The sequence below is a fragment of the Leptolyngbya sp. PCC 6406 genome, from assembly GCF_000332095.2.
In the GTDB taxonomy this organism is placed as follows: Bacteria; Cyanobacteriota; Cyanobacteriia; order Phormidesmidales; family Phormidesmidaceae; genus PCC-6406.
On the sequence record NZ_KI913951.1, the window covers coordinates 66,964 to 83,585 of the forward strand.

Below are 16,622 nucleotides of genomic sequence, written 5' to 3' on the forward strand. Positions count from 1 at the left end.
CTCTGGGGCAGATTCAGGACTGTCTTACAGGACAGAGGACAAGGATGCCCAGAATCTCAGTCACCCGACTTACACCGCACCCGTGAACCCTCCCCAATGCTGTTAACAGGATACGCCTGATAGATGCGAGTCACCGCATCGGCATAGCTCTCTCGCGTGTAGGCCGCCGCCGTCCCTAGCAGCGCGTCGATCAACCTTTGGGTAAAGAAGGGAGACAGGGTAAAGAACCGCAGCCCCTTTACCGTCATACCGGGCCAGGTGGTGAGGATGGTGGCGATCGCGAGTCGAGCGTCGGGTTCGGCCCTGAACTCATCGAAGTGGGGCAGCACGTCAGGATCGAAGCGAGACAGGTGGAAGGGGCATTCCTGCCACGGCAGCACCACCTTGGCCTGGATGTGCTTGCCGAAACCTTTGGTGGGTAGGAGTTCCAAGATTCGGTAGCAGACAAAGGGCATCTGCTCAATGATGTTGAGGCCAAATTCAAATACACCCCGCTCAACGCCACGGATCTCTGCGGCGTTGAGGTTACTGAGGCTGATGTGGAGTTCGCAGGCGCTATCCATCCAGGTGAGGCGGGAGCCCTCGGCTTCTTGGGCAGGATGAAGGCGATCGCCAATGCTGATCTGCTCTAGGTAGCGCTCTGCCATGGGTGGGGTGGGTGGAGTCGCTTGTATGGTACCAGGGTTTCCTAGCGGTGTCAGGACTGTCCTGTGGGACGCTATTCCCTCTAAATCTTACGAATTGCTTTGCCAGCTCAGCCATGTGCCAACTGCCGCCGTCTTTACATCCGGCTTTCTCCAACACACTGATGTGCTTTGCGATCGCGGCCAAGGACATCGCATAGGGTTCCGCTAATTCGCTGATAGTACACTCTGTTCTCGATACCCGTTCAAGGATCTCTCGTCGTGTCACGTCGGCGAGAGCAGCAAAAATTTTATTGAGGGTAATACTTGAATCAATCATGTGGTTGAATGATGGATCCTGGCAAAGGCACTGTCAAGCGTATTGCTACTAATCTAGGTTGTAATTTCAGGAGGCCGAGGTGTATTAACCCAAATTGTCATGCTCTTAAAACTGGGTGATACAGAATCTTTCGCCCGTCTGCTTCATCGACTGGTTAGCTGGCGGCAATATTCAATCCATAAGCGCACACCTAACCCGAAATAGCCTGCTTGAGAAAATCAATGAACACGCGAACTTTGAGTGGAACATAGGCGCGAGAAGGATAAACCAACCAAGCGGCGGTACTGAACTCCGTTGCCGTTACATCGTAACTTGGAAACACATTGACTAGTTTCCCGTTCCGTAAATCGTCGTCAATTAGCCAGTGCGGTAGTAACGCCAACCCCATTCCTGTGATTGCACACTGCTGAAGAGCGATCGCATTCGAGATAATCGTATCTCCTTGAACAAGAATTTCACTTTCGTTTTGCTCGATATCTCTAAATTTCCACTTAGAGCGGAATCCTGCTAAGGGAAAAAGGAGGCAGTTATGGTTTGTGATATCACTAGGACATTGAGGATACCCTGATTGTTTAAGATACTGTGGACTTGCACAGACAGAATAACGAGTTTGCAGCAATTGTTGGACAATCAACGTTGAGTCCGCTAATAAACCTAGTCGAATTGCAAGATCAATATGTTCTGCAAAGAGATCAACGTTTGTATCTGTTAGCACTAGATCAATCACGAGATCAGGATATATCAATCGAAAGTTGGGCAATAGCGGAACAATGGACTTCAGCCCGAAAGCAACAGATGCTGTAACCCGCAGCGTTCCTTTCGGTTGGCCAGAGATATCAACCGCCACATCAATCGCCTGCTGCATCTCTTTGACCAGTGGTTCAATCCGCTGAAAATACGTCACCCCGGCTTCTGTGAGAGACAATTGCCGCGTTGTGCGCTGGAGCAAGCGGATACCAAGTTCTTTTTCTAAACCTGTGATCGCCCGTGATACTGACGAAGGATCAACATTGCGCTCCCGTGCCACCGCCGCAAAGCTGCCTTGCTTGACAACATCCACAAAGGTTTGCAGAACAGATAGTTCCATCGCTAAGTGTACAGACCTCACCCTATTCGTGCATTATAAACATTGATTTTTATTTGAATAACAGGATTCACGGATTTACGAGCATGGGTCATGGGATATTCGTGCGAAATTTGCACGAGATAAGTTCATGAATTCGTATTTATTGTTGATTTGGCAGTGACTATAGTGAGGTCATCTTGAAAGACTGCTCACAGGAGATCGGAAAAATGAACACAAAAACAGTGGCAGTAATCGGTTTGGGTGCAATGGGTTCACGAATTGCTCAGAACCTCTTAAATTCAGACTATTCAGTAGTCGTTTATAACCGCACCTCTGAAAAAGCACAACCCTTGATCAAACAAGGTGCAGTGTTTGCCACAACCCCCCGTGTGGCTGTTGAACAAAGCGATGTGGCGATCAGTATGGTGACGGATGACGAGAGTTCTCGCCAAGTGTGGCTTGCGCCTGAGACGGGTGCAGCCTGGGAATTAACACCGGGCAAAGTCGCCATTGAGATGAGTACGTTGACCGTGGATTGGGTACGAGAACTGAACAAAATCATTACTCAACGCGAAGTCGGCTTTCTGGATGCGCCTGTGGTCGGTTCTCGCTCTCAAGCAGAAGCTGGAAAACTTATTTCACTCGTGGGTGGAGAGATAGCTACTTTAGATCAAGTACAGTCAATTTTGAGTGCTGCCGGAATCACAACAATTCAGCGTGTCGGCCCCGTGGGTCAAGGTATGGCGATGAAACTCGCTGTGAATGCTCTGTTTGGTATTCAGGTCGCAGCCTTGGCGGAATTGTTAGGGATGTTATCTAAGCATGAAATCGAACCGAGCAAGGCAATGGAATGCTTGGGAGATTTACCTGTTCTGAGCATGGCTGCCAAGGGTGCTGGCAGTTTGATCGTTGCACAAAATCATGCGCCGCTATTTCCGATCACTCTCGTCGAGAAAGATTTTCGATATGTGCTTCAAACTGCCCAAGGTTTGGCGGCAGAATTGCCTACCTCAAGCGCTGTGATTGATATTTACCGAGCTGCTATCGCGCATGGTTATGGCAATGAAAACATTACAGGTATTGGTCAACTTTTTGTCTAAATGTCCTGGCTACTGACAAGTTGGACGCCACCAGAAAAAAGTCAAATAATTGCCATGCCCGAAAATCAAGCAAGCTAACGGTTATGGTCAGCGGCTGCTAATAACCTTTGCAACGCCGCAAGCAGCTTAGTTTAGTCCGCTGCACCAACATAGTGTGTACGCCCAGTAGGGGCGTGAGCTAATGGGGTGAAAGTCCTCGTGGGAGAACCAGCCATCCAAATGCTCGCAAGTCATAGGCGTCGAGAGATGGAGAACCCCTAGCTTAAGGCAAGGTCGTCTTCGCGAGGAGGAAGCCAGGGGCAAAAGTGCGAGCCGACAGACAGAAACGTCATAGAAGGCCGAATCTCTGAGGCGAATTGGCACAACACAATAAAGCCCTATGGTTCAGGAGATACGGTAAATGACGCGATGCGACTTAATTTAAGTATGCTCTTACAGCGGCAGATACAACACGACATTTTTCCATTCTGCTTGCTCGCTACAATCTAGCAGCAGCAGCAATTCGTCGATCGCTTGTCGAACAGGCATTCGATCATTGACCACAAACATCCCTGCTATCGGTTCTCCTCTAACCAGGCGGTTGTAAGCAAAATCTGGCATCGTTGCCCGGTCGTGAGTGAGCAGGATACGCCCATTACTTGCCGCCCAGGCTAAGATGGCTGGATCGTCTACCTCTCGCAGACCAACATCCTGAACTCGAAGCAAATCAAGATTGGGTTGACGCAGCATTAATCCTCGAACAATGTCGCCATTGAAATTTTCGTCACTCAACAAACTCAGCATATTCGCCGCTACGAATTCCGTTGAGATAATAACCGAGCACGGATAGAACTCAAATCGGGCTGAATATCAGCTAAACGTTGTTGTACAGCATCAGCCAACTGCTCTCTTTGACTCAAGTACACCTCTACAGCATCTCGGTGTCGAAGATAATAACCGATTGTGTTGTATACATCAGACAAGGATAGAGTCGAGTAACGATGAACGATAGCTTCAGGAGGCGCGCCATCTTGAAAAGCTCGGATCACAGTCTCTAGTAAAACCCTTGAATTTTCAACTCGAATCACTCCAGTTTCGTCTTCGCGAAGAGGCGGGATCTCACGTTCTAAAGCAAGGCTCATGGATAAACCTTCCTGCTCATGTACACAATGACTCAGTATAATCATCCCTCCGATTCTAGGCTGAACCTGTTTAGAGTTTGTTCATCATCTCTTTTCAGGCAGTCTACCCATGCAAGCAGAACCTCGTCCCAAGAAGTTACTCAACCAGGTTTGAGATGTTATTCGTCTGAGGCACTATTCCTATCACACAGAGCACCCAGCAGTTCAATAGCGAGTGCTTGGAGCAATTCATCTCCGACTTGTGCTTATTCTGTAACCCAAAAGATCTGAAACCATTGCCATATCTACCTTTTGTAGTATTTCTGGCGATTAATCCAAAGCACCCAGCTTATTGTTTCTTCTGCGATCTTTTGCCGTACCATGGGGGCATTGGCACCATGCGTGCCCCTATTATTCCAGAATAATAGCCCGTCTCAACGGCAAGGAAATGACTGAAAACCAAATCAGAGTCGCCTTGATGAGTAACGCTGGGGGGTCGGGAAAGACCACCCTGGCGGTCAATGTCGGCTACGAGCTGTTCTCGGCAGGCTTCTCAGTTTGCCTGTTTGGCCTCGATCCCAACGCCTCACTAAAAACCTTCGTAGGTCTGGGGGGGGAGAACCCAGGGCCAGATGGAAAGATTGACTGCATCTTTGAGGATGACTTCGAGGGTGCATGGCCCCTGTATGACTGCTGGGAAAAAGCAGGTATTCAGGCACTCCTGGGCGACGAGTCCTTGAGTGAGCTAATTGAAAAACTTTCCACCGCCGATCGCAAGACTGAAATTCTCCGCGATCGCTTGGAGGATTATCCGCTCCCCTATGACTACCTGATTTTTGACTGCCCTGGCACCATTGACCTCGCCCATAAGATCGCCCTCACGGCGGCTAATTTTGTCATCATTCCCATCCAGCCTGATTCCAAAGACATGATGAGCGCTGCGACCCTGTTGGGTTGGGTGATGGAAAAGTCTGACAAGCTCAGGCTACGCCCTGCCCCCAGCATCCTGGGCATTGTCCCCAACCGGGTGCAGGATCGCGCCCTCCATAGGGACAATCTAGGGTTGACCGGAAAGCCCGCTGACGAGGGGTTTCCCACCTTACCCGCCTTGCTGAGTCAGATTGGGGTTCATTGCTTCAACTACATCAAGGACTCCGCTGAAATCAGTAATGCTGCCGCTGCGGGAATGCCGCTGCGGGCCTATCGACCCGGCCACAAAGCCAATCAGAACTTCAAAGAAATTGCCCAAGCCCTTATCGACCTGCGGTAGAGAAATACAGGTAAGACCATGACCCAGAAACGTCAGGCAACTCAACAACCCATCTTTCAAAAATTCCAGCAAGTGGGAGCGGCCCAGGCTGGACAGCTTCAGCAGCGGGATGAAGAGATTGCCCAGCTCCGGCAGCAGATCGAAGAATTCCAGCAAGCCCCAGCTACTGGGGCAGGGGTGCCGCAGTACCCAATCCAGGAATTTGTGCCCCTCCGTCTGCGGCAGGGGTTAACCCAGCCCCGGAAATATTTCGATCCCACGGCCATGGAGAAACTCAAGCAATCCATTGCCAAAGTGGGGGTGAGAGAACCCCTGTTAGTTCGTCGGGGGTCTGACGATAAGCTGGAAATTATCTCTGGGGAGAGCCGCTGGCGGTGTAGCAAAGCCCTGAACCTAGAGACGTTGCCCGCAGTTGAGAGTGACCTCAATGATGAGCAGGCCCTAGAAATTGCCCTGATCTCCAACCTGATTCGAGAGAATCTGAGCCTGGTGGAGGAGACCGACAGCATCATTGCCCTTATGGGCCTAAAGTTTGCCCTGGATGCCGAAAGTCTCTCCCAAGCCCTTATCCGAATCAAGAATCTGCGTCGTGCCCGTAGCCTGGATGATGAGCAGGTGGTTGAGGAGATGGAGGACTATTATTCCGGAATAATAACCCTGGATACCCTCGCCCAAATTGACCGAATCTTTGCTCAGTTTGGTCTGACCCTGGAAAGCTTCGTGACAAATCGCCTGATTGCCGTACAAAAGATGCCGGAGAATCTGCTGGCAGCGGTGCGAGAGGGGCGGGTTGCTTTTTCCAAGGCGGATGTGATTCGCCGCTCTAACTTACCCCCTGAGGTTCAGGCGGACTTGCTGCAAGAGGCCGAAGGGGGACTGGCTAAAAGTGAGCTGCTAGAGCGGGTGAAAGAACTGAAGCAGGCTGATGCCCATGCAGATGGCGGGGCCGAAGGCGATCCCCCCCAGCAGTTCCGCCAATCTGCTCAGAAGCTCTACAGTCAGAAAGCCTGGAAGCAGATCCAATCCGATGCCAAGCTGAAGAAGAAATTTCAGCGACTACAATCCTTAGCTGATGAACTCTTGGCGGCACTTCAGGGTCAGGAGTAATATCGATTCTCCAGGCCAAGATTGGCACCCTACCCGCCGATGGTGATTCGGAGAACGGAGAGCGGAGGACGGAAATTCAAGAGTCACTCTCCAACGTGTCGGGTTTTTTGAGAGACTTTTTCTCTTCTGATGCCAACCTACGCTCCACTTTCTTGACATCTTCGTCAGGTAGCAATGACTCAGGCCGAATTCCCCTATCTAGAAGGGTTTGGCGTACCGCTTGGTTATTGGTGACATGCTCGGCTGAAATTGTATTTTCAGTATCCGTCAACTTCTTGCGGGCTGAAACTCGCTCGGCTTCTAATAACCGCTGCTCGATCAACTCCGCTCGTCGAGTCTGAAGCGCAAAGTAGGTTTGGGCAAAGGCGATCTCTTGCTTCCGAGGATCACCATTTTGGGCGATTAGGTAGCAGGCGTAGCGGGTCAGCATGATGTCATAGACCTGTCTTTGGCTCCCTGAGCCAAGTTCGACCATTTTGTTGACGTTAACAAAATGGTCAGTAATCGCGTGGCTCGACACATCACAGGCAGTCTTGGCCTTGTTGACCACTGCTCGCCACTGCTACGGCATTAGGGTTCCCAGATGGGATCGTCCAGCATGGCTTGATGCGATGGCCCTTTGTAACTGTCTCTGTCGCCTCTGAATGAGCAGAGAGGAGGATCTGTCTATAGATCATCAATCAGCTTTCCGGCAGCTAGGGGGTGGGCCGATGGAGGGGTGCCAGGGGAGGCAGTCTGAATCTTTGTGGCCCCACCTGGATTGCCTTGGTCTTCTTCCTCCCTGGAGTTTAGACTAAAGCCATAGAAAAAAGCGGCAGAGCAAGGCTCGGGCCGCTTTTTAGCCGAAGCTGAGAAAGTACAACCCATCTCGGCACCGGCCTATGACTTACGATAGCTTGTATGGATTCCGGCACCGCGCCCATAAGTATCTGGGCCGGGCACGCGACGCAACCTTTGAACTCGTTGATGCGGTGCTGACCAGCCGTCATCTCTCTAGCTTTGTGGAACTCTCGCAGTCCCCGCTATTTCGACGAAAGTGGCCGAGTGCTTATGAGGCCCTGCAAGATAGTCGCCCGCAACGGCAACGGCTGATGCGCCTCTATCTGGAGCAGCTCCCGAGCGATGGCCCGATTGTGCTAGCGGGAGACCATACCGGATGGCCACGGCCAGAGGCGAAACGGTTACGGGAGCGCACCCATGAGCATCAGGCCAATGGGGGCGGGAGTTTAGGTCCGGTGAGTCTAGGTCAAGGGTATAGCACCTTAGCGTGGGTTCCTGAAGCCGAAGGCAGTTGGGCGCTGCCCCTACGCCATGAGCGGATCACCAGTTGGGAGAGCCCGATTAGCTTAGCCGCCTTTCAACTCAGACAAGTGTGCCAGTCCTTACCCCATCGTCCGCTGAGCCTATGGGATAGCGAATATGGCTGTGCCAGCTTTGTGCTGAAAACAGCGGACATTAAGGCCGACAAGCTGATGCGTCTGCGCTCTAACCGCAATCTCTGGGGTGCCCCGCCCCCCTATTCAGGTCGGGGACGGCCCCGAGTTCATGGCGACTGTTTCAAGCCTAATGACCCCGCAACCTGGCCAGAGCCTAACCAAGACCTGACGGTTGTGGATCCGAAATTGGGTGCTGTGCGGGTGCGCGCTTGGCACCAGATGCATTTTCGCCAAGCCGCCCCGCATCCCATGACCCTGATTCAGGTTCAACGTCTTGGTGAGGACGGCCAGCCCCGCTCGATTCGCCCCTTGTGGTTAGTCTGGGTCGGCGACACGATGCCCGACCTTGAGCACCTCTGGCAACGCTACCTGCGACGCTTTGCCCTAGAGCACTGGTACCGATTCTTGAAGCAGCGCCTTCACTGGATGGTGCCCAAACTCGGTGAACCCAAAGCCGCCGAGCGCTGGAGCGATCTGATGCCCTTGGCCACCTGGCAACTCTGGCTCGCCCGAGACCTTGTGCAGGATGCCCCTCTGCCCTGGCAGAAAAAGCTGCCTATCCTTACCCCCGGACGGGTCGCTGATTCCATTGCCTCACTTTTAGCCCGGTTGGGCTCTCCCGCCCAGGCTCCCAAACCCCGTGGAAAGTCCCCTGGGTGGCCCAAAGGTCAAAACCGTAACCGCAAACCTCGCTATCCCACGGTCAGAAAACGCCCTAGTCGACCCAAAAAAACGTCGCAAACGGTCGCTTAGCTCTCCGATCGCCCTCAAATCGCTATTTCTTCTCTCCCTATCCTCAGGGAGAAAATTTGCCTTAGTCTAAACTCCAATCCTCCTCATCCGGGGGTAAAGGCAATAACCGCTCCGCCTCATCAATGCGACGCTGAAGCTGTTCCTCAATATCGAGGGGAGGTCGCCGTCGCTGCTCCCGCTGCACCAGAGATCGCCGGACTTTTCTGGCCCAGAGGTCTTCACAGTCCTGCTCTAGGGCAATCTCAGCCTGGGAGATGGTGATCTGGTCAATGTGCTGGGGCAGGTTGGCCTGGTGTTGATTGCCGTAGGCCGGATTGATGAACACACATTCCCCAGTGCCGAAGCGAGTAAATTCGTCAGGGAGAATTAGGGGACGAGTGCGGGTCTGTTCCGAGATGGTGCGGTTACGCCCCCCGCTGCCCCCCCGCTGCCTTGACCAGGACTTGTTCTGCATCGTAATTTCCGTCTCGCCGATAAAGTCGCTGTAGGACTTGGCGGTGTCCCGGTTGCCAGGGTTAAACCAGAAGTGGGTGCCGACCCCGGAGAGGAGCACGTCTGTCTTTTCTCGCCCGTAGGCATCCCGAATTTGTGGGAAAGACTGAAAGCCAAAGAGCCCGACAAATCCCTTGCTGCGGTGTTCGTTGGGCCAGGTGGGGCATTGAGGGAGATAAATGGTCGGAAACTCGTCGGCACTAAAGACCAGGGGCACCTGGCGCTGAATCGAAAAGTTGCGGTTGATCACCACATTGATCAGTGCTGCCAGTAAAGGATTCACCACGTCCTGCCGGAAAATATCCGACTGAAACACAATCAGTTCCTTCCGCCCTAGCTCAATGCTGATGTTGGTTTCCCCCAGCAGAGAAGGCAGAATGCGCTGGCTCATGAATCGGGTCAGGACATCACTGGCGGTGGCTGTGATGCCGCTGGTGGTCTTGGCTGCTCCAGCGGTCTGCATGATTTGAGAAAAGGCAATTCTGACGGCCAGGGGTAAGCGTCCCTGCTGATCGGCATAGATTAGCCGTTCGGGGAGCTGCGGTAACCGCACCAGGCTGAAGGCCATTGCCAGATCGGGATATGGGGTGGCCTTGGCAAATTGCAGTAGTGCTTGAATCAGGCGCTGGCCAGCAGGGCCAAAGAACTCATCCCCCCGGCTCTTGTCCCCCTTGAGATTCTTGTGAAAGACCTCAGCCAGTACCGCTGCGGTGGTGTCGTCATTTTCATCTTCAAGAAAGTCCAGGGGATTGATGACGCAGGTATAGTCACGGCCTGGGGCAAAGACATTCCCTTTGTAGCCGTGCCGTGCCGCCAGGGTGGCGATGTAGGCCATCTGTCCTCCGTTTCCCTGGTCGTCGGCTTTGTAGTCGTAGAGTACGATCGCCATCTCCTGCTCGATGGCAGATTTGAGCATGGGGTTAATGGCGCTAAAGGTTTTACCGGATTTTGGCCGACCAATCACCACCGCCGACTGATTGGCATCGGGAACATAAAGGGGGAGCTGAGGGAACAGACTCCGCTGGTTGCCGCCGCACCAGAGGGCGACATCATTATTGATGCGATCGCTCTCCATCTGCTTCTTGGCTCGTTTAATGGCGCGGCGTTTTTCCGCCCCCCCTGCCCACTTTGCCGAGGTGAGCACTTGGCGGTTGTGGTTGATCACGTTGTAAATATCGCCACCTCCATCGGGAAGTCTGCTTGTTCCAGGGCTTGCCGGAAGGGAACGCCCTGGCCACTGAGGCGGATCACCTGCTGCGCTTGGGCGACGATGGGATCATCGGTGGGGGTGTACCCTGCCGCGATCGCAACCTCCAACCCCAGGGTGAAGTCCTGGATGGAGCCATTCCCCACGGTGGTTTCCAGGGTGGTGGCGGAGACGGTTTGAGCCGGAGTGCCGCGTCGATTTTGTCGGTGGGCGACCCGCTCCCGTTCCGCCTCAGCAGTCGGGACAATCGCCACGCCATTGATGTCATCAGAGAGGGGCTGTCCTGACTCGGGCACCAGGTTGAAGGTGTAGGTACGCTGATTTCCGGCGGGATCAGCGGTGGTAATAATCAGGTTGGGCACTGGTGCGCCCGTCGCGCCCGCGAAGGCCAGGGGTTGAATCCTCCTCAGCACGATCAGCTTGGCCTGCCCTGACTCCAGGGGCGCATTGGTCTGGTAGACAATCTGGGAGAGGTCAGAGAGCTGGATAAAGGTGATGACTTCGTCGGTGCGGAAGTCAATGATGACGCTACGCCCCGGATAGAGGGAAACGGGGGTCGCATAGCGGTAGGCCCGGTCTTTGGAGACGAACTCCACCGACTGCTGCGCGTTGACCAGCGGCGGTAGGTGCTCTGACGGGGTTTCAGGAAAGACCTGGGCCTCCACCCGCTCCACTGGAAAGCCTGACAATGCGATGCCAGCTAGGACGGGGGGAGCGACCCAAGACAAAGGAATCGAGAAACGCGATCTCCACATGATGATTACCTCCTAACGGATTACCTCCTAACGGATTACCTCCTAACGGTCAAAAAGCCATTGACAAAGACCTGTAGATTTTCGGCATCCTCCACCACCAGAACAGGCTCAGTTTCGTCTTCACCCAGGGAAGCCTCCGCTTCTGCCAGCAACAGGTCAGAGGATGCGCCAAAGAAGCCTTCCAGCGCTGCCCCCAAAACGTTCGTTCGCCCCTGGCGGACGACGGTCGTGCTGGAGGTGGTAGTGCCTGACCCCGCAGTGCCAGCGGTGGTCTGAAGGATGTCATCGGCGTTGAGGCTGCTGCCTATCTGTGCCAGAGCAGAGGCGACACCGACCCGTAGGATGCCTCCACCATCAACGCCGGTGCGGCCCCCCTGGCGACGGGCGATCAGCGCCCCGCCATTGTTGCCGCGAATGATCAGGGTGTCCGGGGTGATGGGTTCCTGCTGCACCTGGCCGCTGGCATCCTCGTAGATGACCGCCACCACGGTCTGCTGAATCGCCAGGGAATTATTGTCGATGTCAGTGATATCTTGGCTGAGTTTAGAGTGAAATCAAAGTGTCTTGTTGTGGAAAACTTCAGTGACAAGGCGACCAGGAAATGTAATTAGTCACCGCAACAAGAGGGGGCTATTGCGAATGAGGGGAAAATCGGTAAAGTAAGAGTCATGACGATTCAGCCGCCCTCAGACCTGAACCTGCCGGAGATCGCCCCCGAAGAGCAAGGGGCGAGGTATTGGTATGAGCGCTACTGCGAGCAATGCTCAGAGACTGAGCGCCTCAAGCAACGGGTGAAAGAGCTAGAGGAACAGTTCGAGACGTTGGGCGAGAAGCTCAAGAAAGTGACCGGGCGCACCAGTGAAACGAGCTCTCAGCCGCCCTCTGCTGATGGCCCAAAGAAACCGAACCGGGATAAACGCAAGCCCCAACGCAAACGAGGCCCCAAATACAACCACCCCGGTACGACGCGCAATGGCTTTGGTTGGATTGATCACACCATATTGCTCGACGTGGAGAAATGCCCTGTCTGCGGCGGTGCCGTCGAGCGCCAACCCCAGGGGACAAAACGCCAGCAAGTAGCTGAACTGGTGCCAGACCTCGTCGAGATTTGGGATTACGAGCGCCCGTTGTATCGGTGTCCGGCCTGCGGGTGGCAAGGCCACCAGGAGTTGCCTCTGGGGTGCCGGGAGGGGTTTAGCTATGGCGGACGGTTGAGTAGTGTGGTGGGCTGGTTGGGGTATGGGGGCAACCTATCCTGGTCAAAACAGCGTTATGTCGTCGAGAGCATCTTCGGTGTTCCGATGTCTCAGGGGAGTTTAGCAAAGCTGCATCAGTGGTTTTGTGAGGCTCTGCAACCTGCCTATGAGCAATGGTGGAGCTGGATTCAACAACCGGGGGTGCGCTGTGTCGATGAGACCAGCTATCGCTTGAACGGGGTGAACCATTGGATTTGGATCGCCACCGCCCCGGAGTGCTGCGCCCTGTTCTTTGCCCCGACCCGCAGTTCAGCCGAAGTCAAGACACTTTTGGGCGAGGACTTCGCAGGCATTCTCAGCAGCGATTGCTGGTCGGCCTATGGGCCGCAATCTGCGGTCGCCAAACAGAAATGCTGGGCTCACCTGGAGCGGGAGCTAAAGGCGTTAACCACATCTCGGTTCTCAGAAAACCGGGAATTCGCCCACCGGATCTTCCCCATTATCTACACCGCTCGCCAAGCCCACCGGGACTATCATCAGGGGCAGCTCAGTCGGGCTGAACTCCAGGCTCTGCGGCCCATCATTGAGGCGGAGTTAGCCTATGTCCTAGAGCATCCTCTCCACGGACGCTGGGCTGCGGATGCCCAAGGGTTGGCGAATCGGTTTCGGCGGCATTGGGCAGACTGGTTCACATTTCTTTCCCAGCCTGAGGTCAAACCGGACAACAATGATGCAGAACGGGGTCTACGGCCCGTGGTGATTCATCGCAAAGTCAGTGGCGGTGCCCGCAGTGATTGGGGCGCTCAGTTAGTGGCGATGATGTTCAGTTTTCTTGAATCCATGCGTCGTCAGGGTAAAAACGCCGTAGACCACCTCTTTGAGCTCATCGCCTCATCGGGGTGCTCCCCTCCTGCTCTCTTACCGGGATAATCCTGGGTCTCTGGAGGCTTTCTCATTAAGCCTCTCCTATTGCGGTGACTAATTACCAGGAAATTTCTTAGGATGGCATAGGCTCTTTCTGGGGTGTGCTGAGCGTTGCTGAACAAGGATCCTTCTATCTATAAACTCCTAGAGGACGGCACGCTTCCCATGTGCAATAGCAGCAAAAGGCACTGACAGTAATCCGGACACTTTTTTGGGCAAGTGCTGAAACCCTTGATTTCTCGTTGACTGAGCTGCTGTGGAAGAGGCATGAAACTCGCATTCTACCGTTGCCCATCCAAAACTGTCCGGAGTGTTGACTGAGAATCAATTTTTAATGGACATCCCGAAAAATCCAAGTCTTATTGAGAATAGTGACGAGTTTTCAGGGAGTTTCAGCTCCATTTTTTCGCAACTAGGCAATTACTAGGTAATTAATCGAGGTGGCCTAATGATAGACTTATGAAGTTATTGGTACCATTGTAGAGTAAAGAGGAGCTAGTTATGCATCTGAAGACGGTCTTTATTCGTTTCTATAAATCTTTCAATGACGACTTCATACGAAAAAATGATAGCAGAGTAAGGCCAAAATCTTGGGAACTTATAAATCAAGTTTTCCATCCATATATTGAAGTTCCTATAGAGCCCAAGATAACGACTATTGTTGGGGCTAATGAATCGGGTAAATCTCACTTATTAAGCGCAATAGAGAAGGCCATATCTGGCGAAAAAATAAAGCGTAGTGACTTTTGTAGGTACTCCACTTTTTTCACGGTTAAGAAAAACGAGTTGAAATATCCGGACTTTGGCCTTGAATGGGCCGCATTATCTGACTCTGAAAGGGGGAAAGTGCGAGAATTGGCAAGTATTCCTGAGAGTATAAGCTTCGATGAATTTTTAATCTTTCGACAAAACATTAATGAACTCTCTGTGTATTTGTCTGATAAAGGCAAATATACTAAGTATAAAATTGAAAATCATAGAAATGACACTATTCAAGAATTGCTGCCTGAGGTTATTAAGATAGCCTCTAATATAGCTTTGCCTTCGAGTGTGCCTATTAAAAAGCTGGTTGAATTAGGGCAATCTGATTACTTTGGTAGTAGAAAGTTTGAATTGCTAGATCGTAAGCAAAGAAACGAAATTGTAGACACTCTTGATGTTTTCGGCGACAATCCAGATCTAATTACGAAAGCACGTAATCTTTTGGGATATCTATCTGAAGAGATAGATAATGTAGCTGTTGATTCATTAAAGTCGATTGTCGCTGCAATTGATGAAAATAAACTCAGTGATGAAGAAAAAGGAATGAGGGAGGCAGAGTTCAGTTTAGCATACAAGCTTATTTGTAAAATTGCTCAGGTTGACACTGATGCTCTTCTCGATTTAGCAGAAGCCGTAAAAGACGGCATGCAAGGTTATGCAAATGGAATTCTTGAGAAGATAAATCGACAGCTAGCTGTAAATCTTAATTTTCCGAACTTTTGGGCTCAGGACAGAAATTTTTCTCTTAAGGTCATGGCTAGAGACTATGATCTGGTTTTTACTATTACGGATAGAACAGGAACAGAGTATTCTTTTGATGAACGAAGTCAGGGACTGCGATTTTTCCTGAGTTACTATATACAGTATCGTGCTCATCAGCCACATTTGAGTAAGTCTGAAATCCTATTAATGGACGAGCCAGATGCTTATCTTTCAAGTCAGGCTCAGCAAGACTTATTGAAGGTTTTTGATCTCTTCTCAAGTCCGTCACCTGGTTCACATCTTACAAAACCTATTCAAGTGATCTATGTGACACACTCCCCCTTTCTGATTGATAAGAACCATGCTGAACGTATCCGAGTTTTGAAAAAAGGAAATGAGGATGAAGGTACAAGAGTTGTTAGAGATGCAGCAAAAAATCATTATGAGCCTCTCCGATCTTCTATTGGTGCTTATGTTGGTGAAACTGCATTTATTGGTAATTGCAACTTAATGGTAGAAGGACTTTCTGATCAGATTTTGATTGCCGGAGCTACGACTTACTTAAGATCTATAGGGACACCAAATTTAGAGACGCTAGATCTAAATCAAGTGACTATTGTTCCTGCTGGATCTGCATCACACATACCGTATTTGGTTTACTTAGCGCGAGGAAGGGATGTTGAACAACCAGCAGTCATTGTTCTTTTAGATAGTGATAAAAGTGGTGATGATGCAAAAAAGCATTTATTCGGGAAGGGCGGTCAGCACAGAAGACCACTTCTCAAAAAAGAATTTGTTTTCCAAATTGCCGAGTTGAAGGATGCTGATTTTTTCTCGGGTTGTTCTAACTTAGAATTTGAAATTGAAGATCTTGTACCACTTCCAATTTGTGTACAAGCGGCAAAGTTATATCTAAGAGAATTCCTTGGATCTGACGAAAACGATCTTGAATTTTTGACAGAAGATGCTGTAACGAATAAGTTTTCTGGGAAAACTGTTCTTGACACTATAAAAGATCTTCTTTCAGATTTCCCAGACAGGGATCTAACTATTAACAAGGTTGGGTTCTCCAGGAACGTTGTTAGAGTTGTTTCTGATTGGTCAAAGAAGAAAGGAATTTCTCCGTATGAGGAAGATTCTATTAATAAGTTTGAGTGTAATTTTAAGCTTTTATTTAAACAGTTGAACATGATGCAAAGGCGTGCCCAACAAAAGCTAAGCGATGAAAAGCTATCTCAAAAAGTCGAAAGGTTAAAAGGGAATTTTAATGCGATGCATCCTATTTCCGCTCGACGAGAAGATGGAATTATTCTTCTAGATGAAATTGATGCAATCTTAGATAATAATGTTAAAAATGAGTCGGTACAGGAAATAGAAGCAATTAGAAATGCTATTAAAAATCTTCGTCGTGACTACAAGCTTGATGAAGATATGAATAAATCAATCGATGACTATGTCGGCTTTCAAAGAGGTCTGGAAAGAGTTAAGTATGCAGGTTTATTATCTAGCCAGGAAGAGGATTTAGTTATGCCTCAACCGTTAAGTGAAGTCGAAGATAGTGACATATTTATTGAAAATCCGAAATCTGATGATGATTCAAAAGTGAAGGTTCCTCTTAGGCAACCTCCAAAGCAGAAAAATCAAGAAGGGAGTAATGGAGATGTAAGTCAAGGAGATATTCATGAAAAAGATATTAAAAAAACGCCTTTGATGAAGCAAAAGAGAAAAGATAATTAGACCTAATTGTAGCGTCAGGTTCAGAAATTTTAAGAGATGGAAAGACCAGTCC

At 50.9% G+C, this 16,622-nt stretch carries 15 protein-coding genes; 6 read left to right on the forward strand and 9 right to left on the reverse strand.

Annotation, left to right across the window (positions count from 1 at the left end; all coding sequences use genetic code 11):
- Positions 1 to 56: 56 nt before the first annotated feature.
- The 3 genes from LEP6406_RS0225800 to LEP6406_RS0225805 form a co-directional block, all read right to left on the reverse strand.
- A complete protein-coding gene (locus tag LEP6406_RS0225800; RefSeq protein WP_008311710.1) occupies positions 57 to 647 on the reverse strand; it encodes a hypothetical protein in 591 nt (196 codons plus the stop codon).
- Complete coding sequence (locus tag LEP6406_RS34580; protein ID WP_071992364.1) at positions 556 to 963, reverse strand: ArsR/SmtB family transcription factor; 408 nt, start codon at positions 961 to 963, stop codon at positions 556 to 558. The genes LEP6406_RS0225800 and LEP6406_RS34580 overlap by 92 nt, the downstream gene beginning before the upstream one ends.
- A 190-nt stretch (positions 964 to 1,153) precedes the next feature.
- The gene (locus LEP6406_RS0225805) at positions 1,154 to 2,050 is read right to left on the reverse strand and encodes a LysR family transcriptional regulator (protein ID WP_008311711.1); all 897 of its coding nucleotides are present in this window, start codon (positions 2,048 to 2,050) and stop codon (positions 1,154 to 1,156) included.
- 176 nt (positions 2,051 to 2,226) lie between these two features.
- Here LEP6406_RS0225805 and LEP6406_RS0225810 point away from each other — a divergent pair, with 176 nt between their 5' ends.
- The gene (locus LEP6406_RS0225810; RefSeq protein ID WP_263971277.1) at positions 2,227 to 3,129 is read left to right on the forward strand and encodes an NAD(P)-dependent oxidoreductase; all 903 of its coding nucleotides are present in this window, start codon (positions 2,227 to 2,229) and stop codon (positions 3,127 to 3,129) included.
- Between the two features lie 432 nt (positions 3,130 to 3,561).
- On the opposite strand, the gene LEP6406_RS0225815 is transcribed toward LEP6406_RS0225810, so the two are convergent.
- Together LEP6406_RS0225815 and LEP6406_RS31765 are read right to left on the reverse strand one after the other, a co-directional pair.
- The gene (locus LEP6406_RS0225815; RefSeq protein WP_008311713.1) at positions 3,562 to 3,912 is read right to left on the reverse strand and encodes a DUF5615 family PIN-like protein; all 351 of its coding nucleotides are present in this window, start codon (positions 3,910 to 3,912) and stop codon (positions 3,562 to 3,564) included.
- An 8-nt stretch (positions 3,913 to 3,920) separates the two neighbouring features.
- Entirely contained in the window at positions 3,921 to 4,250 is a 330-nt protein-coding gene (locus LEP6406_RS31765; protein ID WP_008311714.1) for a DUF433 domain-containing protein, read from the reverse strand.
- Positions 4,251 to 4,707: 457 nt separating this feature from the next.
- Between LEP6406_RS31765 and LEP6406_RS0225820 the strand changes: the two genes are divergently transcribed.
- Positions 4,708 to 5,499, forward strand: a complete 792-nt coding sequence (locus LEP6406_RS0225820; protein ID WP_162160924.1) for a ParA family protein — start codon at positions 4,708 to 4,710, stop codon at positions 5,497 to 5,499.
- 18 nt (positions 5,500 to 5,517) lie between these two features.
- Entirely contained in the window at positions 5,518 to 6,606 is a 1,089-nt protein-coding gene (locus LEP6406_RS0225825; RefSeq protein ID WP_008311718.1) for a ParB/RepB/Spo0J family partition protein, read from the forward strand.
- 76 nt (positions 6,607 to 6,682) lie between these two features.
- Here LEP6406_RS0225825 and LEP6406_RS29820 read toward each other — a convergent pair whose 3' ends face one another.
- On the reverse strand, positions 6,683 to 7,156 hold the full coding sequence (locus LEP6406_RS29820) for a hypothetical protein (protein WP_008311720.1): 474 nt from the start codon (positions 7,154 to 7,156) through the stop codon (positions 6,683 to 6,685).
- Between the two features lie 331 nt (positions 7,157 to 7,487).
- Here LEP6406_RS29820 and LEP6406_RS0225840 point away from each other — a divergent pair, with 331 nt between their 5' ends.
- Positions 7,488 to 8,795 (forward strand): NF041680 family putative transposase, encoded by a 1,308-nt coding sequence (locus tag LEP6406_RS0225840; protein WP_008311722.1) that lies wholly within the window; start codon positions 7,488 to 7,490, stop codon positions 8,793 to 8,795.
- Between the two features lie 61 nt (positions 8,796 to 8,856).
- Here LEP6406_RS0225840 and LEP6406_RS29825 read toward each other — a convergent pair whose 3' ends face one another.
- Genes LEP6406_RS29825 through LEP6406_RS0225855 form a run of 3 tightly spaced genes read right to left on the reverse strand, consistent with a single transcriptional unit; the run spans position 8,857 to position 11,734 of the window.
- A complete protein-coding gene (locus tag LEP6406_RS29825; protein WP_008315637.1) occupies positions 8,857 to 10,452 on the reverse strand; it encodes a type IV secretory system conjugative DNA transfer family protein in 1,596 nt (531 codons plus the stop codon).
- Complete coding sequence (locus LEP6406_RS30750; RefSeq protein WP_008315636.1) at positions 10,449 to 11,249, reverse strand: hypothetical protein; 801 nt, start codon at positions 11,247 to 11,249, stop codon at positions 10,449 to 10,451. Before LEP6406_RS30750 ends, LEP6406_RS29825 begins: the two co-directional genes overlap by 4 nt.
- Before the next feature lie 35 nt (positions 11,250 to 11,284).
- The gene (locus LEP6406_RS0225855) at positions 11,285 to 11,734 is read right to left on the reverse strand and encodes a hypothetical protein (protein ID WP_155834888.1); all 450 of its coding nucleotides are present in this window, start codon (positions 11,732 to 11,734) and stop codon (positions 11,285 to 11,287) included.
- A 183-nt stretch (positions 11,735 to 11,917) separates the two neighbouring features.
- Here LEP6406_RS0225855 and tnpC point away from each other — a divergent pair, with 183 nt between their 5' ends.
- Together tnpC and LEP6406_RS0225865 are read left to right on the forward strand one after the other, a co-directional pair.
- The gene (gene tnpC, locus LEP6406_RS0225860; RefSeq protein ID WP_008315340.1) at positions 11,918 to 13,375 is read left to right on the forward strand and encodes an IS66 family transposase; all 1,458 of its coding nucleotides are present in this window, start codon (positions 11,918 to 11,920) and stop codon (positions 13,373 to 13,375) included.
- Positions 13,376 to 13,870: 495 nt separating this feature from the next.
- Positions 13,871 to 16,570: an AAA family ATPase gene (locus tag LEP6406_RS0225865; RefSeq protein WP_008310063.1), complete on the forward strand. Its 2,700-nt coding sequence runs from the start codon at positions 13,871 to 13,873 to the stop codon at positions 16,568 to 16,570.
- Positions 16,571 to 16,622: the final 52 nt, after the last annotated feature.

Coding starts and splice junctions, on each gene's coding strand:
- LEP6406_RS0225800 (WP_008311710.1), bottom strand. CDS start 647: ATGGCAGAGCGCTACCTAGAGCAGATCAGCATTGGCGATCGCCTTCAT.
- LEP6406_RS34580 (WP_071992364.1), bottom strand. CDS start 963: ATGATTGATTCAAGTATTACCCTCAATAAAATTTTTGCTGCTCTCGCC.
- LEP6406_RS0225805 (WP_008311711.1), bottom strand. CDS start 2,050: ATGGAACTATCTGTTCTGCAAACCTTTGTGGATGTTGTCAAGCAAGGC.
- LEP6406_RS0225815 (WP_008311713.1), bottom strand. CDS start 3,912: ATGCTGAGTTTGTTGAGTGACGAAAATTTCAATGGCGACATTGTTCGA.
- LEP6406_RS31765 (WP_008311714.1), bottom strand. CDS start 4,250: ATGAGCCTTGCTTTAGAACGTGAGATCCCGCCTCTTCGCGAAGACGAA.
- LEP6406_RS0225820 (WP_162160924.1), top strand. CDS start 4,708: ATGAGTAACGCTGGGGGGTCGGGAAAGACCACCCTGGCGGTCAATGTC.
- LEP6406_RS0225825 (WP_008311718.1), top strand. CDS start 5,518: ATGACCCAGAAACGTCAGGCAACTCAACAACCCATCTTTCAAAAATTC.
- LEP6406_RS0225840 (WP_008311722.1), top strand. CDS start 7,488: ATGACTTACGATAGCTTGTATGGATTCCGGCACCGCGCCCATAAGTAT.
- LEP6406_RS30750 (WP_008315636.1), bottom strand. CDS start 11,249: ATGTGGAGATCGCGTTTCTCGATTCCTTTGTCTTGGGTCGCTCCCCCC.
- tnpC (WP_008315340.1), top strand. CDS start 11,918: ATGACGATTCAGCCGCCCTCAGACCTGAACCTGCCGGAGATCGCCCCC.
- LEP6406_RS0225865 (WP_008310063.1), top strand. CDS start 13,871: ATGCATCTGAAGACGGTCTTTATTCGTTTCTATAAATCTTTCAATGAC.